This window comes from Hydrogenophaga sp. PML113 (genome assembly GCF_001777155.1).
Taxonomy (GTDB): Bacteria; Pseudomonadota; Gammaproteobacteria; order Burkholderiales; family Burkholderiaceae_C; genus Hydrogenophaga; species Hydrogenophaga borbori.
The window spans coordinates 144,757-168,581 of the sequence record NZ_MIYM01000010.1; the positions used below are offsets into that span (position 1 = coordinate 144,757).

Sequence of the window (23,825 nt, forward strand, 5' to 3'; positions counted from 1 at the left end):
TTGGTACCGGTACCATTCTAAGCCGCACATGAAAGAATCCGACAACTCCCGGCGCGCCCGACGCGGCAGCGGGGCCATCACCGTGCGCGACGTGGCCCGCCTCGCGGGCGTCGCGCCCATCACCGTCTCGCGCGTGCTGAACACGCCCGCGCAGGTCTCGCCCGACGTGCGCCAGAAGGTGCTGGAGGTGATCCAGAAAACCGGCTACGTGCCCAACCGCATGGCCGGCGGGCTGGCGTCCTCGCGCAGCCGCCTGATCGCGGCGGTGGTGCCGAGCACGGTGATGTCGGTGTTCATGCCCACCATCGAGGCCTTGAACGAGACCCTGTTCAACGCCGGCTACCAGCTCATGCTCGGCCAGTCCGACTACTCCGCCGCGCGCGAGGAGGCCTTGCTGGAGGCCATCGTCGGCCGGCGGCCCGACGGCATCTTCCTCACCGGCATCCTGGGCCCGAGCCAGGGCCGCACGCGGCTGCTCGCCTCGGGCATTCCGGTGGTGGAAACCTGGGACCTGACGCCCACGCCCATCGACATGCTGGTGGGCTTCTCGCACGCCGACATCGGGCGCGAGGTGGCGCGCTTCCTCATCGACAAGGGCCGCCGCCGGCTGGCGCTGATCCGCGCCGAGGACGAACGCGCCGAGCGCCGCGCCGGTGCTTTCACCGAAGCGGTGCAGCGGGCCGGGCACGGGCCGGTGGCGGTGGTGAACGTGGGCGCCTCACGCTCATTGCGCAGTGGGCGCGAGGCCCTGGGCCGTCTGCTGGAGCAGGCGCCGGACGTGGACGCCATCTTCTGCAGCTCCGACCTGCTGGCGCTGGGCGTGGCCACCGAGGCTCGCGTGCGCGGCATCGCCGTGCCGCACGACCTGGCGCTGGTGGGCTTTGGCGACGTGTCCTTCGCGGCCGACATGGCGCCGGCGCTGAGCACGGTGCGCATCAACGGCGCCGAGATGGGGCGCTTGGCGGCGCGCTGCCTGATCGACCGGGCCGAGGGGCGGGAGGTCTCGCCCGCGCTGTTCGACGTCGGCTTCTCCATCGTCGAGCGCGAAACCACCTGAGCCGGGAAATCCCCGACGGACAGGCGTTGACGGGCCCTTTTGGTACCGGTACCATGCCCACCGGATTCATTTGGTACCGGTACCAAATGAAGACCCCTTTCCACCCAACAGGAGACAAGCCACCATGAAAAAACTGTTGTGCGCGCTCGGCGCCACCATGACCCTCACCACGGCCATGGCCTGGCCCGACAAGACCGTCACCATCGTGGTGCCCTTCCCGCCCGGCGGCTCCACCGACATGATCGCCCGCACCCTGCAGCCCAAGCTGCAGGAAAAGTTCGGCGGCACCTTCGTCATCGACAACAAGCCCGGCGCCACCGGCACCATCGGCGCCACGCTCGTCACCCGCGCCGCGCCCGACGGCCACACGCTGTTCGTCTCCTCCCTCGGCCCCTACGTCATCGCGCCGCACCTCACCAAGGTCACCTACGACGCCACCAAGGACTTCGACTACATCACCGTCGCCGTGCAGGCGCCCAACGTGCTCGTGGTGCCCGCCGCCTCGCCGCACAAGAGCATGGCCGACGTCATCGCCTACCAGAAGGCCAACCCCGGCAAGATGACCTTCGCCTCGTCCGGCAACGGCAGCAGCGACCACCTCACCGCCGAGCTCTACTGGCAGCAGACCGGCACCAGCGGCGTGCACGTGCCCTACAAAGGCGGCGGCCCCGTCATGACCGACCTGCTCGGCAACCAGGTCGACTCGTCCTTCATGAACATCAACACCGCCATGCCGCAGATCCGCGCCGGCAAGCTGCGCGCGCTGTCCATCACCAGCGCCCAGCGCTCGTCCCTGCTGCCCGACGTGCCCACGCTCGACGAACTCGGCATCAAGGACGCCAACGTCTACTCCTGGCAGGCCGTGGCCGCGCCCAAGGGCATTCCGGCCGACCTGAAGGCCAAGCTGCAGGCCGCCATCAAGGACGCGCTCAACGACCCCGCCATCAAACCCAAGCTGCTTGAAGTGGGCTTCGAGATCGTGGCCAACACGCCCGAGGAATTCACCAAGTTCCAGGCCGCCGAGTTCGCGCGCTGGAAGAAGCTGATCGAGTCGCGCAACATCAAAGCGGATTGACCGTTTCATGCTGAACCCCGTCCCCGTCGGCGCCACGCCGCGCATCACCGAGCTCATCGCCATTCCTGTCGCGGGCCGCGACGGCATGCTGCTCAACCTGAGCGGGGCGCACGCGCCCTTCTTCACGCGCAACCTGCTGATCCTGCGCGACAGCGCGGGCCGCACGGGCGTGGGCGAGGTGCCCGGGGGCGAGAAGATCCGCCAGACGCTGGAGGACGCGCGCGAGCTGGTGCTGGGCCGCTCCATCGGCGACCACCAGCGCGTGCTGCGCGAACTGCACACGCGCTTCGCCGACCGCGACGCCGGCGGGCGCGGCCTGCAGACCTTCGACCTGCGCACCACCATCCACGCGGTCACCGCCATCGAATCGGCCCTGCTCGACCTGCTGGGCCAGCACCTGGAGGTGCCCGTGGCCGCGCTGCTCGGCGAAGGCCAGCAGCGCGCCTCGGTGGAAATGCTGGGCTACCTGTTTTTCGTGGGCGACCGCACCAAGACGCCCCTGCCCTACACCGATCCGGCCAGCGAGCCGGCGCACGCCGACGCCTGGTGCCGCCTGCGCCACGAGGCCGCCATGACGCCCGAGGCCATCGTGCGCCTGGCCGAGGCCGCGCGCGAGCGCTACGGCTTCAACGACTTCAAGCTCAAGGGCGGCGTGCTGCGCGGCGACGAAGAGGTCGACGCCGTGACCGCGCTGCACGAGCGCTTTCCCGACGCGCGCGTGACGCTCGACCCCAACGGCGGCTGGCTGCTGAAAGACGCCATCCGCCTGGGCCAGCGCATGCGCGGCGTGGTGGCCTACGCCGAAGACCCCTGCGGCGCCGAGGACGGCTTCTCCGGCCGCGAGGTGATGGCCGAATTCCGCCGCGCCACCGGCCTGCCCACGGCCACCAACATGGTCGCCACCGACTGGCGCCAGCTCAGCCACGCGCTGTCGCTGCAGTCGGTCGACATTCCCCTGGCCGACCCGCATTTCTGGACCATGGCCGGCAGCGTGCGCGTGGCCCAGACCTGCCGCGACTGGGGCCTGACCTGGGGCTCGCACTCCAACAACCACTTCGACGTCTCGCTGGCCATGTTCACCCACGTGGGCGCCGCCGCGCCGGGCAAGGTCACGGCCATGGACACGCACTGGATCTGGCAGGACGGCCAACGCCTCACCAAGGAGCCGCTGAAGATCGTGGGCGGCCACGTCCAGGTGCCCCAGAAGCCCGGCCTGGGCATCGAGCTCGACATGGCCGAGGTGGAGAAGGCGCACCAGCTCTACCGCCAGCACGGCCTGGGCGCGCGCGACGACGCCACCGCCATGCAGTACCTGATCCCGAACTGGACCTTCCACCCCAAGCGGCCCTGCATGGACCGCTGAGGCCGATTCCCTCGCCGGATCGCGCCCCGTTCTTTCCACACCCCCACAAGGCAACCGCATGCGACCGAACCGACTGCGCGAGATCTGGGCCCAGGGCGGCGCCGCCGTCAACGGCTGGCTCGCCATCCCCAACAGCTTCTCGGCCGAGACCATGGCCCACCAGGGCTGGGACTCGCTCACCATCGACCTGCAGCACGGCGTGGTGGACTACCAGGCCATGGTCCCCATGCTGCAGGCCGTGAGCACCACCAACACCGTGCCCGTGGTGCGCGTGCCCTGGCTGGAGCCCGGCATCCTGATGAAGGCGCTGGACGCCGGCGCCTACGGCGTCATCTGCCCCATGGTGAACACGCGCGCCGACGCCGAGAAGCTGGTGGCCTACACGCACTATGCGCCGCGCGGCACGCGCAGCTTCGGCCCGGTGCGCGCCCTGCTCTACGGCGGCGCCGACTACCCCCAGCACGCCAACGACACCATCGTCGCCTTCGCCATGATCGAAACCGCGCAGGCGCTGGACAACCTGGACGACATCCTGGCCACGCCGGGCCTGGACGCGGTCTACATCGGGCCTTCGGACCTCTCGCTCGCGCTGGGCTGCAAGCCCACCTTCGACGACCTGGACCCCAAGGCCGCCGAAGCCGTGCAGCACATCCTGGCGCGCGCCAAGGCGCACGGCGTGGTGGCCGGCATCCACAACGGCACGCCCGAGGCCGCGCTCCAGCGCATCGCCATGGGCTTCCAGTTCGTCACCGTCAGCTCCGACGCGCGGCTCATGGCCGCGGGCGCGCAGCAGGTCGTCACCACCATGCGCGGCGGCATGAAGACCAGCAAGCCCGCCAACGGCTACTGACCCCCTCCCTTCAACGGAACACTCGAATGAAAGTCGGATTCATCGGCCTGGGCATCATGGGCACGCCCATGGCCCTGCAACTGCTCAACAAAGGCCACCAGCTCACCGTGCACACGCGCCGCCAGGTGCCCGAGGCCATCACCGCCGCCGGCGGCGTGCGCGCGGCCAACGCCGCCGCCGTGGCGAAAGAGGCCGAGGTCATCATCACCATGCTGCCCGACACGCCCGACGTGGAGGCCGTGCTGTTCGGCGAACACGGCGTGGCCGAAGGCCTGAAAGGCCACGCTGGCGAGCGCAAGGTGGTGATCGACATGAGCTCCATCTCGCCCATGGCCACCAAGGACTTCGCCCAGCGCATCAACGCCCTCGGCGCCGACTACATCGACGCGCCCGTCTCGGGCGGCGAAGTGGGCGCCAAGGCCGGCACGCTCACCATCATGTGCGGCGGCGATGCGGCCGTGTTCCAGCGGATGAAGCCGCTGCTGGAATGCATGGGCAAGAACATCACCCTGGTGGGCGGCAACGGCGACGGCCAGACCACCAAGGTGGCCAACCAGATCATCGTGGCGCTCAACATCGCGGCCGTGGGCGAGGCCCTGGTCTTTGCCAGCAAGGCCGGCGCCGACCCGGCCAAGGTGCGCGAGGCGCTCATGGGCGGCTTCGCTTCCAGCCGCATCCTGGAAGTGCATGGCGAGCGCATGATCAAGCGCACCTTCAACCCGGGCTTCCGCATCAAGCTGCACCAGAAGGACCTGGGCCTGGCGCTGCAAGGCGCGCGCGAACTGGGCGTGGCCCTGCCGCAGACTGCCAACGCCGCGCAGCTGATGCAGGCCTGCGCCGCGCACAGCCTGGGTGAGCTGGACCATTCGGCGCTGGTGCAGGCGCTGGAGATCATGGCCGAGCACCCGGTGGCGAAGGGCTGACCCAGCCCCCGAACGGGGCCGGCGAGGAAGGCGCCTCATACAGCAGGCGCCGGCCCGCGGCCTCGCCCACGGGCTGCAGATCGGTGGTGCGCAGCTGCGGGTCGGTGCCCAGCTGGAACAGCAAGGGGCCGAGGGCCGGCGACTCACCCGGCGCGGGCGCCCACAGCGCGCTGATCCACTCCAGGGCCCAGCTGGGGCCCGCATCGTGGCGCCGCTCCAGGCGCGCGATGCCGCTGAGGTCGGCCATGGGAATGCGGGCCAGCAGGTCCAGCAGCGTCGTGTCCCAGGCCACCAGCGAGGTCTGCGACAAGGTCTGGCCCTTGCACGAAACCCGGTGAACCAGCAGGTACCAGGGCCGCTCCAGCGCGAGCGTGATGGCCGGCCAGTGCGTCTGGCGCGGGGCGACCTGAGAGGGGTGGAGGTGCTGGACGAGGCCGGGGGCGGTGATGAACACTTGCGAACTCCCAAAGAGCAGCCAGTGTTGCCAGCGGGAGTTGGGGGGTTGGTATGTTTTGAGCAACCAACTGGCTCACGAAATTCTGCAGATGAGACCGTGGGGCGACAGCAGCGCCTCTCCAGGGGCGGATGCCCTCGGGCGCCATCGTGGTGTTCAGCTTTGCAGGCGACCAGCCGCAGGCGTCTTACGTGGACCCGGCCGACGGCCGGGTGCTGGGCGCGTGGCAAGCCTCGGCGCTGCCGCGCTGGGTGAAGAACCTGCACCGCTCGCTGCTGTTGGGCGATGCGGGGCGCTGGGGTGCGGCGGGCGTTGCGCTGGCCATGGGCCTGGTGTGCGCCTCTGCCCTGGTGCTGCTGCTGCGCCGCATGGGGGGCTGGCGGCGCCTGGGGGCGCGGGTGCGCGGCTCACTGGCGCAACGCATTCATGTGGTCACCGGCCGGGTGGTGCTTGTGGTCCTGAGCCTCACATCGCTCACGGCGCTGACCATGAGCGCGTCCACCCTGGGCTTGGTCGCGCTGGACGCGGGGACAGAGCCCGACGTGCTGTCGGTGGCCACCGGCCAACCGGCGCTGCCCGCCGCCCAGCTGGCCCCGCTTCAAGCCATGGCCGTGCGGGACCTGCGCAAGCTGAATGTTCCCGGCACCACCGACCCAGAGGACACCTGGACAGTCGCCACGGCCCACGGTCAAGGCTGGATCGACCGGTACTCGGGGCACATGCTGGCCTGGCAGCAAGCCACCGTGGCGCAGCGCGTGTACGACCTGGCCGTGGTGCTGCACACGGGCGAATCGGCCTGGCCCTGGGCCGTGGTGCTCGGAGCCGTGGGCGCCAGCGTGCTGCTGTTCTGGCTGTCGGGCGTGGTCATCTGGTGGCAAGCCCGCCGCCAGGCGCCAAAGATCACGGGCAACACCCCGCTGGCACAGGCCGACGTGTTGATCTACGTGGCCAGCGAAGGCGGCAGCACCTGGGGCTTTGCACAAACGCTGCAGGACGCGCTGAGCCAGCTGGGCCTGCGCGTGCACACCAGCGCGCTGGAGAACTTTCAAACCACCGCCGCCACGCGGCAGGTGTTCGTGCTGGCGGCCACCTATGGCGAAGGCCAGGCCCCGACCCACGCCAGCCATGCCCTGGCGCGCATCGCCCAGCTCAAGGCCGGCGCCGTGCCAGTGACGGTGCTGGGCTTTGGCGACCGGCAGTTCCCGGCCTTCTGCGCCTTTGCGCAAGCGCTGGACCAGACGCTGCGCGCGCAGGGCTGGCCCTCGTTGCTGCCGCTCGAATGCATCCACCGGCAATCGAGCCAGCAGTTCGCGCGCTGGGGCCTTGCCTTGGCACAGGCGCTGGGCAAACCGCTGGTGCTGGAGCATGTGCCGCGCGTTCCGCCCACCACGACGCTCACGCTGATCGAGCGCCGGGACTACAACGGTGGCGCCGGGCCGGCCACGGCGATCCTGCGCTTTGCGTGGCCGGCACAGCGCCTGGGCCAGCGCCTGCGCGGGCACGGCCTGGCGCGGTTTGCAGCGGGCGACCTCGTGGGCATCCTGCCGCCGGGGTCGGCCGTGCCGCGCTACTACTCGCTGGCCTCGGGCCAGCAAGATGGCTTCCTGGAAATCTGCGTGCGTCAGATGGCCGGCGGCCTGTGCTCCACGCATTTGCTGGGCCTGAAGCTGGGGGACGGCGTCAGCGCCTTCATCCGGGTCAACCCGGGTTTTTCGTTGCCGCGAACGCGCCGGCCCGTGCTGCTGATCGGTGCGGGCACCGGCGTGGCACCGCTGGCCGGGTTCATCCGCCGCAACCACAGGCACCGCCCCATGCACCTGTACTTTGGCGGGCGCGACCCGGCGCGGGACTTCTACTTCGGCCCCGACATCCAGCGCTGGCTCGCGGAGGGGCGCCTGACCACCTTGCACACGGCCTTCTCCCGGGTGCCCGACGGTGGGGGCTATGTGCAGGATGCCCTGCGACGCGACGCCGAACAGCTGCGCGAGCAGGTCGCACGGGGCGCCATCGTGCGCGTCTGCGGCGGCCGCGCCATGGCGCAGGGCGTCGCCGAGGCGCTGGACGCGGTGCTGGCGCCACTGCGGCTGAGCGTGGCCCAACTCAAAGCCAGCGAGCGCTATGCCGAAGACGTCTTCTGAAGCGGCTGTGACGGGCAGGCACACCACCCTGCACGGCCCGACCATGGGCACGCGCTGGTCGGCCACGCTCGACACCGACAACACCCTGGACCTGGCGGCCTTGCGCCTGGACCTTGCGGCTGCCGTGGCGCAGGTAGACGAACAGATGTCGCCCTGGAAGCCGGACAGCGACCTCATGCGCCTGAACCGCGCGCCTGTGGGCCGCTGGGTGGACCTGCCCGCTGAAATGCTGGAGGTGCTGGACTGCGCGCTCGATGTCCAGGGCCTGAGTGCGGGTGCGTTCGATCCCTGCGTGGGGGACCTGGTCGACGCCTGGGGCTTCGGCGCGGTGCGCGACGCACCCGACGCGGATGCCATCCGCGCCGCGCGCCAGCCCAGGCCGCCCACGGCGCACGCAGGCCTTGAGCTGGAACGGTCCGCCGGCCGTGCCCGAAAGAGCACGCCCCTCCAGCTCGACCTGTGCGGCATTGCCAAAGGCTACGCGGTGGACCGCATGGTCGCGGTGCTGCAACAGCACGGCGTGCGGCACGCACTGGCCGCGCTGGACGGCGAGCTGCGCGCCCTGGGTCGCCAGGCCGGCGGCGCGCCCTGGGCCGTGGCGCTCGAACGCCCCGAGGTGGGGCTGCGCACGGTGCACGGTGTCATCGAGCTGGAAGACCTGGCGGTGGCCACCTCGGGCGACTATCGGCGCTTCCTGCGGGTGGGCGATGCGCGCCTGGCCCACACCATGGACCCGCGCCGCCGGGCGCCGGTGAACAACGCGGTGGCGTCGGTCACCGTGCTGGCGCGTACTGGCATGCACGCAGACGCCTGGGCCACGGCCTTGCTGGTGGCGGGTCCCGACGACGGTCTGGCCATGGCACAACGCATGGGACTGGATGCGCTGTTCCTGCTGCGCAGGGCAGAAGGCTTGGTGGCGCTGGGGCTGGGCCGGTTGGGCGAATCCGCAGAGCCGGCCAACGGATGACCTTCGAGCGCGCCCCGCGGGGATGACGCCAGGGCCCGGTGCCGCCAGAATGCCCCTTCGCCCGAACCCATCAAGGAGGCTTCCCGCATGGCAACCCAGCAACTGCACCGTGGCCGGCTCATCGACCACATCCAGCTCGTGGTGCGCGACCTCGCGGCCTCGCAGCGCTTCTACACCGCCGTCCTCGACACCCTGGGCATTCCCATCGGCGGCAGCGACGACAGCTACTTCTGGGCCGATGAGCTCTTCGTCTCCACCGCCGACAGCATCGCCGCGCAAGGCCATCTCACCGGCCGCCACCACCTGGCCTTCCAGGCCGCCAGCCGCGCGGCGGTGGACGCCTTTCACAAGGCCGCCCTGGCCCATGGCGGGCGCGACAACGGCGCCCCTGGCGAGCGCCCCTACCACCCGGGCTACTACGCGGCTTTTGTGCTCGACCCGGACGGCAACAACATCGAGGCCGTGTACCACGGCGAGGCCGAGCGCAGCGCGGCCTCGGTCAGCATCCGCTTCTGAAGCCGGCCCCGCTCGCCCGGTTTCAGCGCGCCGGGCGGGCCTCGCCGCGCCAGGCCTTCTCGATCGCCGCGACGTCGATCTTGCGCATGGTCATCATGGCGTCGAAGGCGCGCTTGGCGGCCGCGCGGTCGGGGTCGTTGACGGCCTCGGTCAGCACCCGCGGCGTGATCTGCCAGGACACGCCCCATTTGTCCTTGCACCAGCCGCATTCGCTTTCCTGGCCGCCGTTGTTCACGATGGCGTTCCACAGGCGGTCGGTCTCGGCCTGGTCGTCGGTGGCCACCTGGAATGAGAAGGCCTCGCTCTGCTGGAAGGCGGGGCCGCCGTTGAGGCCCAGGCAGGGAATGCCCAGCACGGTGAACTCGACGGTGAGGACATTGCCCGCCTGGCCCGACGGGTAGTCGCCGGGCGCGTGCATCACGCGGCCCACCGCGCTGTCGGGAAAGGTCGCGGCATAGAAGCGCGCGGCGTCGAGCGCGTCGCGCTCGTACCAGAGGCAGATGGTGTTCTTGGCGGGCATTCAGCGTCTCCTGATGCTGTGAGCGGGCACGCCCCGCACGGCGTTGCGGGGCCCAGCTTACAGGGCCCGCGACTTGACGCCCATCAACCCGCCTCGGCGATCCCCGCCTGCGCGCGCACGGCGGTGCGGTTCGTTGACGCGCGTCAGATTGGCGGGTGCACGCCCACCTAGAGTGGCACACGGCAGGAAAGACATCCCGGCCCCACCCATCCACCCCAGGAGGCACCATGCCCACCCGACGCACCGTTTCCGTTTCGCTGCTGGCCGTCACCGCGACGGCGTCCATTCTTCTGGCCACCGGTTGCGCCAGCGCGCCGCCCGTGGCGGACAGGATGGTGGTCGACCCCATGGGCACCGTCACCACCTACCACCGCAAGAGCTCGGGCAGCCTGGGCAACTTTGACGGCACGGTGGTGTGGACCCATGCGCCAGCCACCTGGCAGGGCCAACCCGTGGTGGCCTTCGGCTCGCCACAGGCGGGGGTGGGTCTGTACGACCCGGTCAGCTTCGATCAGCTGGCCACCCTGCGGCCCGACGGCACACCGCTGATGGCGTTCAACCCGCCCATTGGCTACCGGTGGCCATTGGAGGTCGGCAAGACCTGGACGTCCAGCCACGAGCTGACCCTCTTTGCCACGGGCGGCAAGATGAAGAACACCATCCAGTGGAAGGTGCTGTCCTATGGCGACGTCACCGTGCCCGCCGGCACCTTCAAGGCGTGGCAGTTGCAGTGGACCGACAGCTTCGGCGAGGTCGAGACGCGCTGGAGCGCGCCCCAGGACGGTCTGGCCACCATCAAACGCCATGTGGAGCGGCCGGCCACCCATCCGCAAGGGGCGGGTGTGCTCGACGCCGAACTGCTGTCGCGCGTACGGCCCGCGAAATGAGCGCGACGCACGCATGAAAAAAGCCGGCCCGAGGGCCGGCTTTTGCTGCGGCAGGCGGCTTACTTGCCGCCGCGCGCCTTGGCCACGGCGGCCTGGGTTTCTTTCCACAGGTCTTCGCCCACGTTGCTGGCGATGCCGGCGTTCACCGCGCTGAGCTTCTCGCGCATGCGGTTGGCCTCGGCCGGGCTGAGCTGGTTGATCTGCATGCCCTTGCCCTTGAGCTCGGCCAGGGCCTTGTCGGCCTCGGCGCGCGTGTCCTTGCGCTCGAAGTCGCGGCTCACTTTGGCGGCGTCCGCCAGCACCTTGCGCTCGGCCGCGCTCAGCTGGTCCCACCACTTCTTGCTCACGGTCACGATCCAGGGGCTGTAGACGTGGTTGGTCACGGTGAGGTACTTCTGCACCTCGTAGAACTTGCTGGAGAGGATGGTGTTGTACGGGTTCTCCTGGCCGTCCACGGTCTTGGTTTCCAGCGCGGTGAACAGCTCGGAGAACGGCAGCGGCACGGCGTTGGCGCCCAGGGTCTTGAAGCTGTCGATGAAGACGTTGTTCTGCATCACGCGCAGCTTGATGCCGTCCAGGTCTTCCAGCTTGGCCACGGCGTGCTTGTTGTTGGTGAGGTTGCGAAAGCCGTTCTCCCAGTAGGCCAGGCCCACCAGGCCCTTCTCCTGCAGCTTGTCCATCACCTTCTGGCCCACCGGGCCGTCGAGCACGGCGTCGGCTTCCTGGGCGTTGTTGAACAGGAAGGGCGTGTCCCAGATGGCCATTTCCTTGGTGATGCCCACCAGCGTGGCGGTGGAGCCCACCATCATTTCCTGCGCGCCGCCGATGAGGGCCTGCTGCATCTGCACGTCCGAGCCCAGCGCGGCGGCGCCGATGGCGCGCACGCGCATCTTGCCGCCCGAGGCCTTCTCCACCTCTTGCGCGAACAGCTTGACCGCGCGGCCCTGGTTGGAGTCTTCGTTGAGGCCGTAGCCGAAGCGGATGATGCGCGGCTTGAAGTCCTGCGCGTGGGCCAGGCCGCCGGCCACGGTGGCCAGGGCCACCGACAGCGTGATGGCGAGTTGCTTGAATTTCATGGTCATCTCCTGGGTTGTTGGCGGCGTGCGCCGTCGGGTGAAAACGGGAAGGGGTTCAGAACATCCACTTGAGTGGCTGCAACACGATCGCGGGGAAGCCGATCAGCAAGGCCAACATGGCGACATAGACCAGCAGGAAGGGCATCACCCCGCGGATCACCGGCTCCATGCGCAGGCCGCCCACGCCGGCCACCACGTTGAGCACCGTGCCCACGGGCGGCGTGAGCAGGCCCAGGCAGCCGATGAAGATGAAGACGAAGCCGAAGTACACCGGGTCGATGCCGGCCTTGGCGGCGAGCGGCGCGAGCACCGGCGCCAGGATCAGGATGGTGGGCGTGAGGTCCATCACCATGCCCACGGCGAGCAGGAACACGGCCACCACCGCCATGAAGAGGTAGGGGTTCTGCAGCAGGGGGCCCATCACGCCGGCCAGTTCGTTGGGCAGGTCGGCCAGGGTGATCATGTAGCTGGCCGCCGTGGCGGCGCCGCACAGGAACATCACCACGCCGGTGGTGCGGGCGGCGTCCACGAACACGCGGTACAGGCCCGCCACGCTGAGCTCGCGGTACACGAACATGGCCACGATGAGCGCGTACACGGCCGCCACCACCGCCGCCTCGGTGGGCGTGAACAGGCCCAGCCGAAGGCCGCCGATGATGATCACCGGCATGAACAGCGCCCAGATGCTGGAGCTCAGCACCGCGCGACGCTGCGCCCAGCTGGTCTTCTCGGCCACGGGCAGCTGTTCCTTGCGCGAGACGCGGCGCCACACCAGGACCAGGCTCACCGCCATCAGCAGGCCAGGCACGATGCCCGCGAGGAACAGCTTGCTGATCGAGGTGTTGGTGGTCACGCCGTAAATCACCATGGGCATGGACGGCGGGATGATGGGCGCGATGATGCCGCCCGAGGCGATGAGGCCGGCGCTGGTGCCCTCGGGGTAGCGCTGCTGGCGCATCATGGGCAGCAGCAGCGTGGCCAGCGCGGCGGTGTCGGCGATGGCCGAGCCGCTCATCGAGGCCAGCATGACGGAGGCCGCGATCGCCACGTAACCCAGGCCGCCCGGGATGTGCCCCACGAAGGCGCGGGCCAGGTCGATGATGCGCCGGCTCAGGCCGCCGGCGTTCATGAGCTCGCCAGCCAGGATGAAGAAGGGCACGGCGAGCAGGGGGAAGCTGTCGAAGCCGGCCTGCACGTTCTGCGCCAGCAGCTGGGCGTCGAAGAAGTCGAGCTGCACCATCAGCGCCAGCGCCGTGAGCATGAGCGCGAAGGCGATGGGCACGCCCACCGTCATGGCGGCGAACAGCACCAGCAGGAAGAGCGCGATGGTCATGCGGCACCTCCTTCGCGCCCGCCGCGCAGCTCGTTCACGGCCTGCAGCGCCAGCAGCAGGGCCATGCACACGCCCATCACGAAGATGGCGCCCGCCGCCAGCGACAGCGGGTAGTTCATCACCGGGCTGCGGCTGTTCATGCCCACCACCACCTGGGCCCAGGCGCCGGCGATGAGGTAGTACAGCGACAGGCCGATGAGCGCGCGCGTGAGCCAGCGCAGGGCCGCCGCGGGCTTGCCGCTCAGGCGCGTGGTCACCAGATCGAAGCCCAGGTGCTTGCCCTCGGCGAAGGTCAGCGTGGCCGCGACGGAGACCAGCCAGACGAACAGCAGGCGGGACAGCTCCTCGGACACCACCCAGCCCGTGCCCCACACGTAGCGCAGCACCACGTTGCCGAACACCGCCACCACCATGCCCAGCAGACACAGGGCCAGCAGGCCCTCGGCCAGGTGCTTGATCGCGTTCAGGGCTTTCATGCGCGCACCTCCTCGTCCGGCGCGGGCACGGCGCGCACCCAGTCCGCCACGGCGTTCACGAGTTCGGGCAGCGGGCGCATGGCATCCAGCGCCAGCACGCCGGGCTCCAGCGAAGGATCTTCCAGCGCCTCGAACTGGCTGTCGACCAGGCTCACCGGGAACAGGTGGCCGGGGCGCGTGGCCACGCGATCGCGCGCCTGCTCGCGGCTCAGTTGCAGGAACACGAAGCGCAGGCCCGGGGCCGCGGCGCGCAGGCGCTCGCGGTAGCGGCGCTTGAGCGAGGAGCAGGTGAGCACCACGCCGTCGGCGCGCGCGGCGAGCTGGGCGGCCAGGGTGTCGAGCCAGGCGGCGCGGTCCTCGTCGCTGAGGGCGATGCCGCCGCGCATCTTGGCCAGGTTGGCGGGCGGGTGGAAATCGTCGCCCTCCAGCAGCGGCAGGCCCAGCGCGGCAGCGCTTTGCTGGCCGAGGCTGGATTTGCCGCAACCGGCCACGCCCATGACGACGAGGCGGGTGGGAACAGGGTTCAAAGCCATTTGGTAGCGCTGTCCAATGAATCCGAAAGAAACGGCCCTGGGAACAGGACCGTCTGCGGGTGTCGCGTTCACTCGGGGATCGCTCTGAACTGTGTGATGATCAGGGCGAATCCGGATGCGAAGGCCGCTATGGTAGCGCTATCCTATTGCCGATCCGCACCACCCATCGACAGGGAAAACCCTTGCCCCCCACCCCGCCGCCGACCGAACGCCGCCGCCGCCCCAGCGGGCGCATCACCTTGCAGGACGTGGCCCGCGAGGCCGAGGTCAGCCCCATCACCGCCTCGCGCGCGCTGCGCGGCGAGCGCGGTGTGGCCGCCGAGCTGGTGGAGCGCGTGAAGACCGCCGCCGATCGCCTGGGCTACGTGCCCGACCCGGCCGCGCGCGCCCTGGCCTCGGCGCGCGGCACCCAGGTGCCGGTGCTGGTGCCGCTGCTGTCCAACGCCCTGTTCGTGGACGTGATCGAGGCCGTGCACCGCGTGCTGCTGCCGCACGGCTACCAGCCGCTGATCGGCGTGACGCACTACGACCCAATGGAGGAAGAGCAGCTGCTGCGCAGCTACCTCGCGCAGCGCCCGGCCGGCGTGCTGCTCACCGGCTTCGACCGCACCGAGGCCGCGCGCCAGATGGTGGCGGCCAGCGGCATGCCCTGCGTGTACCTGATGGAACTGACCGAGGCGCCCGGCGTGCACTGCGTGGGCTTCTCGCAGCAGGACGCGGGCCACGCCATCACCCAGCACCTGCTGGACCGGGGGCGCCGGCGCATCGCCTTCGTGGCCGCGCAGCTCGACCCGCGCGTGCTGCAGCGCGCCGAGGGCTACCGCCGCTGCCTGCGCGCGGCCGGCCTGTACGACGCCCGGCTCGAACTGCTGAGCCCCCAGCCCTCGTCCATGCGCCTGGGCGGCGAGCTGCTGGAGGACCTGCTGCGCACCCGGCCCGAGGTGGACGCGGTCTTCTTCTGCAACGACGACCTGGCGCAGGGCGGCCTGCTCGCGGCCTTGCGCCTGGGCGTGAGCGTGCCGCAGCGGCTGGCCGTGGCCGGCTTCAACGACCTGTCGGGCAGCGACCAGATGCTGCCGCCGCTGACCACCGTGCGCACGCCGCGCCGCGCCATCGGCGAGACGGGCGCGCGCATGCTGCTGTCGCTGCTGCGCGGGGAGGCGGTGCCCACCAACAGCGCCGACCTGGGGTTCGAGCTGGTGGTGCGCGGCAGCAGCTGAACCCGGCGCGGCCCGGCGGCCTTGTTACAGCTCGCAACCAGTGCCGCTGGCCGCCTTAACCCGTCTTAACCTGGGCATTGGACAATTCCGGCCCATGTTTTCGACCCTCCCCCGCCGGGCGACGCTCGCCCTGGCGCTCGTCGCCGCGATCGCCGCCGCGCTGCCAGCCAGCGCCCCCGCCTTCGAACTCCCCTCGCTCGACCCCATCGTCCACTACCAGCCCAAGCTGCCCCTGCAGGTGCTGACGGCCGATGGCGAAGAGATCGCGCAGTTCGGCGCCGAGCGGCGCGAGTACGTGCCGCTGGAGCGCATCCCCCTGCAGCTGCAGCAGGCCGTGCTGTCGGTGGAAGACGCGCGCTTTCGCGAGCATTCCGGCGTGGATCCCAAGGGCATGGCGCGCGCGCTGGTGGCCGCCATCACCGGCGGGCGCAAGCAGGGCGCCTCCACCATCACGCAGCAACTGGTGCGCACCATGCTGCTCACGCGCCAGTTCTCGGCCGAGCGCAAGGCCAAGGAGATCTGGCTGGCGCTCAAGCTGGAGAACGAGCTCTCCAAGGACCGCATCCTGGAGATCTACCTCAACGAGATCTTCCTGGGCCAGCGCGCCTACGGCTTCGCCGCCGCCGCACAAACCTACTTCGGCAAACCGCTGGACAAGCTCACGCTGGCCGAGAACGCCATGCTCGCGGGCCTGCCGCAGAACCCGTACTACGCCAACCCGGTGGCCAACCTGGAGCGCGCCACGCAGCGCCAGCGCGTGGTGCTGGAGCGCATGCGCGCCACCGACGCCATCACCGACGAACAGCTGGCCCAGGCCAAGGCCGAAAAGCTGCGCCTGCGCACGCCCGGCCAGCGCAGCGTGCACGCGGCGCACGTGGCCGAGATGGCGCGGCAGGCGGTGGTGGAGCGCTTCGGCACCGAGGCCTATTCCAAGGGCCTGCGGGTGACCACCTCGCTGCTGGCGGCCGATCAGCGCGCGGCACACGCGGCCGTGCAGCGCGGCGTGCTGGCCTTCGACCGGCGCGGCGCCTGGCGCGGGCCGGAAGACAAGGAAACCCTGCCCGCCGGCAATGGCGCCGAGCTGGAACGCGCCGCCGCCGAGGCCCTGAAGGACCACCGCGACGACGAGACCCTGCGCGTGGGCATCGTGCTCGAGGCCAGCCCCAAGGCCCTGCGGGTGCAGCTCGCCAACGGCGAACGCATCAGCGTGCAAGGCGAGGGCCTGCGCTGGGCGCAGCGCGGGCTCGACGCCAAGGCCAAGGCACCCCTCAAGATCGAACGCGGCGCCATCGTGCGTGTGGTGAGCACCGGCAAGACCAAGGACAGGAAGGGCGATGTCTGGGCCATTTCGCAATGGCCCGAGGCGGAGGCCGCGCTCGTCTCCATGGACCCGCGCACCGGCCGCATCCGCGCGCTGGTGGGCGGCTTCGACTTCACGCGCCAGCCCTTCAACCACGTGACGCAGGGCTGGCGCCAGCCGGGCTCGGCGCTCAAGCCGCTGCTGTACTCGGCCGCGCTGGAGTCGCGCGTGATGCCGGCCACGGTGGTGGACGACCTGCCCTTCACCGCCGCCAATGGCTGGAGCCCGTCCAACAGCAACGGCCAGCACCAGGGGCCGATCAGCGTGCGCGAGGCGCTGGCGCGCTCCAGCAACCTGGCCAGCGTGCGCGTGCTGCAGCACACCGGCACGCCGGCCGCGCGCGAGTGGCTCGCCCGCTTCGGACTGGACCCCGCGCGCCAGCCCGACGACCTGACCCTGGCCCTGGGCACCGGCAGCGTCACGCCGCTGCAGATGGCGCAGGCCTACGCCACGCTGGCCAATGGCGGCTGGCGCGTCTCGCCGGTGGTGATCGAGAAGATCACCGACGCGCAGGGCAAGCTGCTGTTCGAGGCGCCCCCCGCCGCGCCACTGGCCGAAGAAGACCGCGCCATCCCGGCGCGCAACGCCTACGTGATGGGCAGCCTGCTCAACGAGGTGACGCGCAGCGGCACCGCCGCGCGCGCGCAGGCCGTGCTCAAGCGCACCGACGTCTATGGCAAGACCGGCACCACCAACGACGCGGTGGACGCCTGGTTCGCGGGCTACCAGCCCACGCTGGCCGCCACCGTGTGGGTGGGCTACGACCAACCGCGCAGCCTGGGCCGCAGCGAATCGGGCGGGCGCGCGGCGCTGCCGATCTGGATCGACTACATGGGCGCGGCGCTCAAGGGCCAGCCGGTGGTGCCGGTGCCCGCGCCGCCCGAGGGACTGGTGCGCGAAGGCGATGACTGGCTGTACGCCGAGTGGCGCGACGGCGGCTGGGTGTCGCAGATCTCGGACACCGCCGGCACCCAGTACAAGACGAACTTCGGCGGCGAGATCGGCAAGCTCTTCGATTCCATCGGCAACTGGCTGCGCAGCGGCACGCGGCCGACGCCGCCCGGCGAGTGAGACCGGCCGCGGCCCCGCCACCGGGGCCTTGGCCGCTCAGCCAACGGTCGTGGCCTCGTCCAACAGGCGCCAGAGGTCGGGGTCTTCCCTCGCGTCACACAGCTGCAGGAACACCGCCAGCACCAGGTCGGGGTCGATCTCTTCCATCGGCCCCGTGAGCAGTTCGCGCAGGGTGGACGGGTCGAGCAGCCCCAGGCGCATCACCCGCACGATCTCCTGCGCATGGATTTCGCTGCGGTGCCCGATGGCCGCGCGGCGCGTGGCGAAGGACACCCCGCTCAGCGACACCTGATCGCTCATGGGCAGCCACTCCTGCTGCACGAAGCCGTCGGCGAGATCGGGATCGTTGTGCAGGTGGAAGAAGAAGAAGGCCCTGAGCCCGCCCACGCAGTGGGCCAGGAAGTAGTCGCCCCGGCCCAGGCCACGCCACAAGGGCTTGATGAACACGTCCCTGAGACCGGACCAAGGCGACGGTCCGCCGGAAACCAGGTGCGTGCTCCCCAGCAGCAGGTTCTGACAGACCACCGCGCGCAGGGCCTGCAGTGTCGCGCCCCCCGGCAAAGGATGGGGCAGGCTCATGTACACGGCGCGGACCCGGTCGAAGGTCTGGAGGAAGGTGATGAGTGTTTTCACCAGCCCCACATCGCGCGGCCCCGGCATGCCACCGCAGCAGACGATCCTCAGCTCGCGCAAGGTGTCATGCCGCTCCGGATTCATCAGGGCCTGGAGGAGCGCCACGGTGGTGTCCACCCGGTGGGTGCCCAGGGTGAGGTTCAGGGGGTGCAGCCATTCCACGAGCCAGGCCGCCAGCGGGGCCTCGTCCGCGCCGTCCACGCCCAGCCGGACCGTCGGCACACGGGCCATGGGCCGCAGGGGGAGCCCTTCGGGCGCCGCCCAGCCGTCCACCACCGCCTGGGGCTGGATCTCCACCTCGACGTGGCGCAGCGAGGGCTGCCCCACCACCCGGGTCCACAGCAGCATCCAGGCTTGCCCGTCCAGGCGCCCGCTCACCCGCAGTTCGATCGAATGCAGCAGGGGATGGGGCGTCGCCAGCCACTCGGCCAGCGGCCCGATGGTGGCGGGGGTGAGCGAGAGGTTCAGGCACAGGGGCACCTGGGCATTCGTCAGGCGCGTGTACGCCCCCGCATCGGGCAAGGCCGCGAGACGCCACTGGTGGCCGGGGCTGAGCACCGCCACGGCGCGCAGCAGCGCGTCTTCGCCGGGGGTCTTCATGGCGAGCGTCGACAGCACGCTGGCCGCCTGTATTTCCAGGGCACGGCCCCGCACGTCGCACAGCGCCATGTTCAAGAAGTCGGCGAGCGTCGGGTCGGGCGGGTTCCGGACCCAGGCCGGGTCGCCCACGATCAAGGGGCGCACGGAAGCGCCACTCAACACGAGGCAGGCCTTGGAGCCGGCGAGCGCCCAGCGCAGGGGCGCGGGGATCGGCCGCTGGATGTCGTGGTCCACCGTGACCGTGAGACCCACCAGCCGGCCTTGCGCCACCAGGGAGTCCAGGGTGGCCAGCAACGGCGCCAGCGCCGAGGCGTCGATATGGACCGACAGGTGCAGGTGCAGGGCCGGCACCTCGGCGTCGGCCCGCTGCAGGGACTGGACCAGCGCGTCGACCGCGCTCGGCCCGTCGATGCGGATCGGTTGCGCGCCGGGGTGGGAGGGACCGTCGCGGGAGGGCGCTCGGCGCTGCGGATCGGTGGTGCGCGTGAGGCGGTCGGACGAGAGCGATCGTTGAAAGCGGTGCATGGCGGTCGCAGGGGAACGGGCGTGGGGGGAATCGAACCCGCCCTGCGTTGCCGCGGTGGGCGGTTCGTTCCCCCGACACGCCCGGCTTGAGCGAACCCAAAGAACCCGTCCCCGCCTGCCGCACGCGCCACTCAGCCGGCCAGCCGCCGCGCGTACTCCGCCTCCAGCCGCGTGTGCAGTTCCCAGTAGCGCGGTCGGGCCTCGCCCCGCACCCGCGTCACCAGCAGGTCCAGGTGGGCGTGCCAGCCGGCCGAGACACTGAGCATGTCCTCCAGGCCGCGCAGGCGCTGGTGCGTGACCACCAGGCGCACGCCGCCGCCCGATTCGCTCAGCTCGTAGCGCACCTCGCCCTGGTCGCCCCAGGTGTGGGCCAGCAGGCGCGGCGGCTCGCAGGCCGTCACCACACCGGTCAACCGTGCGCTGTCGGCCATGTCCGCGTACCGGGGTGGCGCGGGGTCGTCGGCGTAGGTCAGCTCCTTGTGGCGGAACTCCAGGCGCACCGCGCCGCCCACGCGCAGCTCCAGCGTGCCGCGCGCCATCCATTGCTCGCGTTTGTCGTTCTCGGTGAGCCAGGCCCAGATGTCCTGGACCGAGCCGGGCAGCTGGCGTTCGATGCGCACGGTGTCGTTGGACAAGCGTTCGCCGTAGAGGGAATCCGTCGTCATGGTTTTCTCCGTTGGGGGGATGAAGGCGCGGCGCGCACCAGGCGCTCGAGGGTGTCGAGCCGCTCGGTCCAGAACCGCTCGTAGTGGCGCAACCACTCCATGCCCGCGTGCAGTGGCCCGGCCTCGAGGCGGCAGGTGTGCGTGCGCCCTTGCACCGTGCGCCGCACGAGGCCGGCGCGCTCCAGCACCTGGATGTGCTTGGAGGCGGCCGCCAGCGACATGTCCAGCGGCGCGGCCAGCTCGCTCACCGACAGCGCCTCGCCCGCCAGGCGCTGCAGCATGTCGCGGCGGGTGGGGTCGGCCAGGGCCTTGAAGACGGCGTCGAGATCGGCGGAGGAATGTTGTTCAACCATGTGATTGAATTTAATCGCGGCCCGATAAATACTCAACCACTCGGTTTATCTTTCTGACGAACGGCGACGCCAAAAAAAAGAAGCCGGCGCGAGGCCGGCTGTTCAGGGAGGGCGCGCCCGCTCAGGCCGCGCAGAGCCGTGCCTTCGCCTCGGCGTACTCGCGCTGCAAGCGCGCCACCAGCTCGCCCGCGCCCATCACCTCGCGGATGGCGCCGATGCCCTGGCCGCAGCCCCAGATGTCGCGCCAGGCCTTGGCGGCGTTGCTGCCCTCGCCGGTGGCGAAGTTCATCTTGCTCGGGTCGCTCTGCGGCAGATTGTCCGGGTCCATGCCGGCGTTGCGGATGGAGCCCTTGAGGTAGTTGCCGTGGATGCCGGTGTAGAAGTTGCTGTAGACGATGTCGTCGGAGTTGCTGTCCACGATCATCTGCTTGTAGCCCTCGACCGCGCGCGCCTCGTGGGTGGCGATGAAGGCCGAGCCGATGTAGGCCAGGTCCGCGCCCATGGCCTGCGCGGCCAGGATGGCGCCGCCCGAAGCGATCGCGCCCGACAGCGCCACCGGGCCGCCGAACCACTCGCGGATCTCCTGGACCATGGCGAAGGGGCTCTTCACGCTGGCGTGGCCGCCCGCGCCCGCGGCCACCGGGATCAGGCCGTCGGCGCCCTTCTCGATCGCCTTGTGCGCGAACACGTTGTTGATGACGTCGTGCATGACGATGCCGCCCCAGGCGTGCACGGCCTGGTTCACGTCCTCGCGCGCGCCCAGGCTGGTGATGACGATGGGCACCTGGTACTTGGCGCACAGCTGCATGTCGTGCTCGAGCCGGTCGTTGCTCTTGTGCACGATCTGGTTGATGGCGAAGGGCGCGGCCGGGTGGTCGGGGTGGGCCTTGTTGTGCGCGGCCAGGCCTTCGGTGATCTCGGCCAGCCACTCGTCCAGTTGCGAGGCCGGGCGCGCGTTGAGCGCCGGCATCGACCCCACCACGCCGGCCTTGCACTGCGCCAGCACGAGCTTGGGGTTGCTGATGATGAACAGCGGCGAGCCGATCACCGGGAACTTGAGGTTCTTGAGGACCGGGGGCAGGTAACGCTCGGGTGCAGGCATGTTGTCTCCGTGAAGGGGATCGGTCGGTGTCGCTCAGAAGGCTTCGATGGCCATCGCCGTCACGCCCTCGGCGCCGTCGACGATGGAGGCGGCCACGCCCGGCGCGCGGCTGAGGATGTGGTCGGCATAGAAACGCGCGGTGGTGATCTTCGCGTCCATGAAGGCCTTGTCCTGTCCCTTGGCCGACAGCGCCTCGGCCACCAGCAGCGCGCGCGCCATCTGCCAGCCCGCCACCAGGTTGCCCGCCAGCATGAGGTAGGGCACGCTGCCCGCGAAGGCGGCGTTGGGGTTGCCCTTGGTGTTGGCGACGATGAAGTCCACCGCCTGCTCGAAGGCCTCGCGCGCGGCCGCCAGGCGCTTGCCCACGGCCTGGGCGTTGCCACTGCCTTTGGCGAGCTCGGCCTCGGTCTGGCGGATCTGCGCGGCGATGGCCTTAGCCACGGTGCCGCCGTCGCGCGCGGTCTTGCGGCCCACCAGGTCGTTGGCCTGGATCGCCGTGGTGCCTTCGTAGATGGTGAGGATCTTGGCGTCGCGGTAGTGCTGGGCCGCGCCGGTCTCCTCGATGAAGCCCATGCCGCCGTGCACCTGCACGCCCAGGCTGGTGACTTCCAGGCTCATCTCGGTGCTGTAGCCCTTCACCAGCGGCACCAGGAACTCATAGAAGGCCTGGTTCTGCCGGCGCACCTCGGCGTCGGCGTGGTGGTGCGCGGCGTCGTAGGCGGCCGCGGCCACGCTGGCCATGGCGCGGCAGCCTTCGGTGGCGGCGCGCATGGTCATGAGCATGCGCTTCACATCGGGGTGGTGGATGATGGGCGCGGCGGTGTTCATGCTGCCGTCCACCGGGCGGCTCTGCACGCGCTCGCGCGCGTAGCCCACAGCCTGCTGGTAGGCGCGCTCGCTGATGGCGATGCCCTGCACGCCGACCGCGTAGCGCGCGGCGTTCATCATGATGAACATGTACTCGAGGCCACGGTTCTCCTGGCCCACCAGGGTGCCGATCGCGCCGCCGTTGTCGCCGTATTGCAAAACGGCCGTGGGGCTGGCCTTGATGCCCAGCTTGTGCTCGATGCTGACGCAGTGCACGTCGTTGCGCGCGCCCAGGCTGCCGTCCTGGTTGACCAGGAACTTGGGCACGGTGAACAGGCTGATGCCCTTGACGCCCTCGGGCGCGCCGGTCACGCGCGCCAGCACCAGGTGCACGATGTTGTCGGCCATGTCGTGCTCGCCGTAGGTAATGAAGATCTTGGTGCCGAAGATCTTGTAGGTGCCGTCGGGCTGCGGTTCGGCGCGCGTGCGCACGGCGGCCAGGTCCGAGCCGGCCTGCGGCTCGGTGAGGTTCATGGTGCCGGTCCACTCGCCGCTCACCAGCTTGTGCAGGTAGGTGGCCTTCTGCTCATCGCTGCCGGCGGTCAGCAGGGCCTCGATGGCGCCGTCGGTGAGCAGGGGGCACAGCGCGAAGCTCAGGTTGGCGCTGTTGAGCATTTCGCCGCAGGCCGAGCCGATGGTCTTGGGCAGGCCCTGGCCGCCGAAATCCACCGGGTGCTGCAGGCCCTGCCAGCCGCCCTCGGCGTACTGGCGGTAGGCGTCCTTGAAGCCGGGCGTGGTGGTGACCACGCCGTCCTTCACCGAGGACGGCTTGAGGTCGCCCTCGCGGTTGAGCGGCGCCACCACGCCTTCGTTGAGCTTGGCGCACTCCTCCAGCACGGCCTGGGCGGTCTCCAGGCCCGAGTCCTCGAAACCGGGCAGTTGAGCCACCTGGTCGATGCGCGCCAGGTGCTCGATGTTGAACAGCATGTCCTTGACGGGGGCGGTGTAGCTCATGGCTCAATGTCTCCAGGGGTGCGCCCACACGGAAAACGGTCGGCGCGATGCAAAAAAAGGGCATCGCACGCGATGCCCTTGGGGTGCTCTTCGGATCAGAGCGCCTTGACCAGCTCGGGCACGGCCTCGAACAGATCGGCCTCCAGGCCGTAGTCGGCTACGCTGAAGATCGGCGCCTCCGGGTCCTTGTTGATCGCCACGATCACCTTGGAGTCCTTCATGCCCGCCAGGTGCTGGATGGCGCCCGAGATGCCGGCGGCGATGTAGAGCTGCGGCGCCACGATCTTGCCCGTCTGGCCCACCTGCA

The 23,825-nt window shown here is 70.2% G+C and carries 23 protein-coding genes; 11 read left to right on the top strand and 12 right to left on the bottom strand.

The genetic code is table 11. The features are described 5' to 3' along the window. The first annotated feature begins 28 nt into the window (after positions 1-28). The 5 genes from BHU06_RS18305 to BHU06_RS18325 all read left to right on the top strand — a co-directional run bounded on the left by BHU06_RS18305 (position 29) and on the right by BHU06_RS18325 (position 5,268). Positions 29-1,057 (top strand): LacI family DNA-binding transcriptional regulator, encoded by a 1,029-nt coding sequence (locus tag BHU06_RS18305; RefSeq protein WP_070400645.1) that lies wholly within the window; start codon positions 29-31, stop codon positions 1,055-1,057. A 124-nt stretch (positions 1,058-1,181) separates the two neighbouring features. Further along, entirely contained in the window at positions 1,182-2,132 is a 951-nt protein-coding gene (locus tag BHU06_RS18310) for a tripartite tricarboxylate transporter substrate binding protein (RefSeq protein ID WP_070400646.1), read from the top strand. Between the two features lie 7 nt (positions 2,133-2,139). Next, the gene (gene gudD / locus BHU06_RS18315; RefSeq protein ID WP_070400647.1) at positions 2,140-3,495 is read left to right on the top strand and encodes a glucarate dehydratase; all 1,356 of its coding nucleotides are present in this window, start codon (positions 2,140-2,142) and stop codon (positions 3,493-3,495) included. Between the two features lie 58 nt (positions 3,496-3,553). Continuing rightward, complete coding sequence (locus tag BHU06_RS18320; protein ID WP_070400648.1) at positions 3,554-4,345, top strand: HpcH/HpaI aldolase/citrate lyase family protein; 792 nt, start codon at positions 3,554-3,556, stop codon at positions 4,343-4,345. Between the two features lie 26 nt (positions 4,346-4,371). Then, positions 4,372-5,268 (top strand): 2-hydroxy-3-oxopropionate reductase, encoded by an 897-nt coding sequence (locus BHU06_RS18325; protein ID WP_070400649.1) that lies wholly within the window; start codon positions 4,372-4,374, stop codon positions 5,266-5,268. Here BHU06_RS18325 and BHU06_RS18330 read toward each other — a convergent pair. Further along, complete coding sequence (locus BHU06_RS18330; protein ID WP_070400650.1) at positions 5,237-5,722, bottom strand: hypothetical protein; 486 nt, start codon at positions 5,720-5,722, stop codon at positions 5,237-5,239. The two genes, BHU06_RS18325 and BHU06_RS18330, sit on opposite strands and share 32 nt — an antisense overlap. Before the next feature lie 131 nt (positions 5,723-5,853). Between BHU06_RS18330 and BHU06_RS18335 the strand changes: the two genes are divergently transcribed. From BHU06_RS18335 to BHU06_RS18345, 3 genes are all read left to right on the top strand, one after another. Beyond that, a complete protein-coding gene (locus BHU06_RS18335) occupies positions 5,854-7,860 on the top strand; it encodes a PepSY domain-containing protein (protein ID WP_254668200.1) in 2,007 nt (668 codons plus the stop codon). Further along, complete coding sequence (locus BHU06_RS18340) at positions 7,841-8,827, top strand: FAD:protein FMN transferase (protein ID WP_070400651.1); 987 nt, start codon at positions 7,841-7,843, stop codon at positions 8,825-8,827. Before BHU06_RS18335 ends, BHU06_RS18340 begins: the two co-directional genes overlap by 20 nt. An 87-nt stretch (positions 8,828-8,914) precedes the next feature. Next, the gene (locus BHU06_RS18345; RefSeq protein WP_070400652.1) at positions 8,915-9,343 is read left to right on the top strand and encodes a VOC family protein; all 429 of its coding nucleotides are present in this window, start codon (positions 8,915-8,917) and stop codon (positions 9,341-9,343) included. Positions 9,344-9,365: 22 nt separating this feature from the next. On the opposite strand, the gene BHU06_RS18350 is transcribed toward BHU06_RS18345, so the two are convergent. Then, complete coding sequence (locus tag BHU06_RS18350; protein ID WP_070400653.1) at positions 9,366-9,863, bottom strand: VOC family protein; 498 nt, start codon at positions 9,861-9,863, stop codon at positions 9,366-9,368. 227 nt (positions 9,864-10,090) lie between these two features. On the opposite strand from BHU06_RS18350, the gene BHU06_RS18355 reads away from it, so the two are divergent. Then, positions 10,091-10,750, top strand: a complete 660-nt coding sequence (locus BHU06_RS18355) for a hypothetical protein (protein WP_070400654.1) — start codon at positions 10,091-10,093, stop codon at positions 10,748-10,750. 59 nt (positions 10,751-10,809) lie between these two features. Here BHU06_RS18355 and BHU06_RS18360 read toward each other — a convergent pair whose 3' ends face one another. From BHU06_RS18360 to BHU06_RS18375, 4 genes are read right to left on the bottom strand one after another with little or no spacing between them, the layout of a single operon-like run. Next, complete coding sequence (locus BHU06_RS18360; RefSeq protein WP_070400655.1) at positions 10,810-11,826, bottom strand: TRAP transporter substrate-binding protein; 1,017 nt, start codon at positions 11,824-11,826, stop codon at positions 10,810-10,812. Positions 11,827-11,881: 55 nt separating this feature from the next. Then, on the bottom strand, positions 11,882-13,159 hold the full coding sequence (locus BHU06_RS18365; RefSeq protein ID WP_070400656.1) for a TRAP transporter large permease: 1,278 nt from the start codon (positions 13,157-13,159) through the stop codon (positions 11,882-11,884). Continuing rightward, positions 13,156-13,635, bottom strand: coding sequence for a TRAP transporter small permease (locus BHU06_RS18370; RefSeq protein WP_070400657.1), 480 nt, complete (start codon positions 13,633-13,635; stop codon positions 13,156-13,158). The genes BHU06_RS18365 and BHU06_RS18370 overlap by 4 nt, the downstream gene beginning before the upstream one ends. Then, entirely contained in the window at positions 13,632-14,168 is a 537-nt protein-coding gene (locus BHU06_RS18375; RefSeq protein WP_070400658.1) for a gluconokinase, read from the bottom strand. Before BHU06_RS18375 ends, BHU06_RS18370 begins: the two co-directional genes overlap by 4 nt. Positions 14,169-14,350: 182 nt before the next feature. Here BHU06_RS18375 and BHU06_RS18380 point away from each other — a divergent pair, with 182 nt between their 5' ends. Beyond that, on the top strand, positions 14,351-15,388 hold the full coding sequence (locus tag BHU06_RS18380) for a LacI family DNA-binding transcriptional regulator (protein ID WP_070400659.1): 1,038 nt from the start codon (positions 14,351-14,353) through the stop codon (positions 15,386-15,388). 94 nt (positions 15,389-15,482) lie between these two features. Beyond that, positions 15,483-17,819 carry a penicillin-binding protein 1A gene (locus BHU06_RS18385; RefSeq protein ID WP_070400660.1) on the top strand — a complete coding sequence of 779 codons (2,337 nt, stop codon included), beginning with the start codon at positions 15,483-15,485 and terminating at the stop codon, positions 17,817-17,819. Positions 17,820-17,855: 36 nt separating this feature from the next. Here the strand turns inward: BHU06_RS18385 and BHU06_RS18390 are convergent, their stop codons facing one another. The 6 genes from BHU06_RS18390 to BHU06_RS18415 form a co-directional block, all read right to left on the bottom strand. Next, positions 17,856-19,577: a hypothetical protein gene (locus tag BHU06_RS18390; protein ID WP_070400661.1), complete on the bottom strand. Its 1,722-nt coding sequence runs from the start codon at positions 19,575-19,577 to the stop codon at positions 17,856-17,858. A gap of 131 nt (positions 19,578-19,708) precedes the next feature. Further along, positions 19,709-20,242: an SRPBCC family protein gene (locus BHU06_RS18395; RefSeq protein WP_070400662.1), complete on the bottom strand. Its 534-nt coding sequence runs from the start codon at positions 20,240-20,242 to the stop codon at positions 19,709-19,711. Then, a complete protein-coding gene (locus tag BHU06_RS18400; RefSeq protein WP_070400663.1) occupies positions 20,239-20,595 on the bottom strand; it encodes a helix-turn-helix transcriptional regulator in 357 nt (118 codons plus the stop codon). Before BHU06_RS18400 ends, BHU06_RS18395 begins: the two co-directional genes overlap by 4 nt. Before the next feature lie 121 nt (positions 20,596-20,716). Continuing rightward, entirely contained in the window at positions 20,717-21,697 is a 981-nt protein-coding gene (locus BHU06_RS18405; protein WP_070400664.1) for a nitronate monooxygenase family protein, read from the bottom strand. Positions 21,698-21,730: 33 nt separating this feature from the next. Beyond that, positions 21,731-23,518 (bottom strand): acyl-CoA dehydrogenase, encoded by a 1,788-nt coding sequence (locus tag BHU06_RS18410; RefSeq protein ID WP_070400665.1) that lies wholly within the window; start codon positions 23,516-23,518, stop codon positions 21,731-21,733. 95 nt (positions 23,519-23,613) lie between these two features. Continuing rightward, positions 23,614-23,825 (bottom strand): electron transfer flavoprotein subunit alpha/FixB family protein (locus tag BHU06_RS18415; RefSeq protein WP_217494356.1); only part of this gene is annotated, 212 nt, incomplete at its 5' end.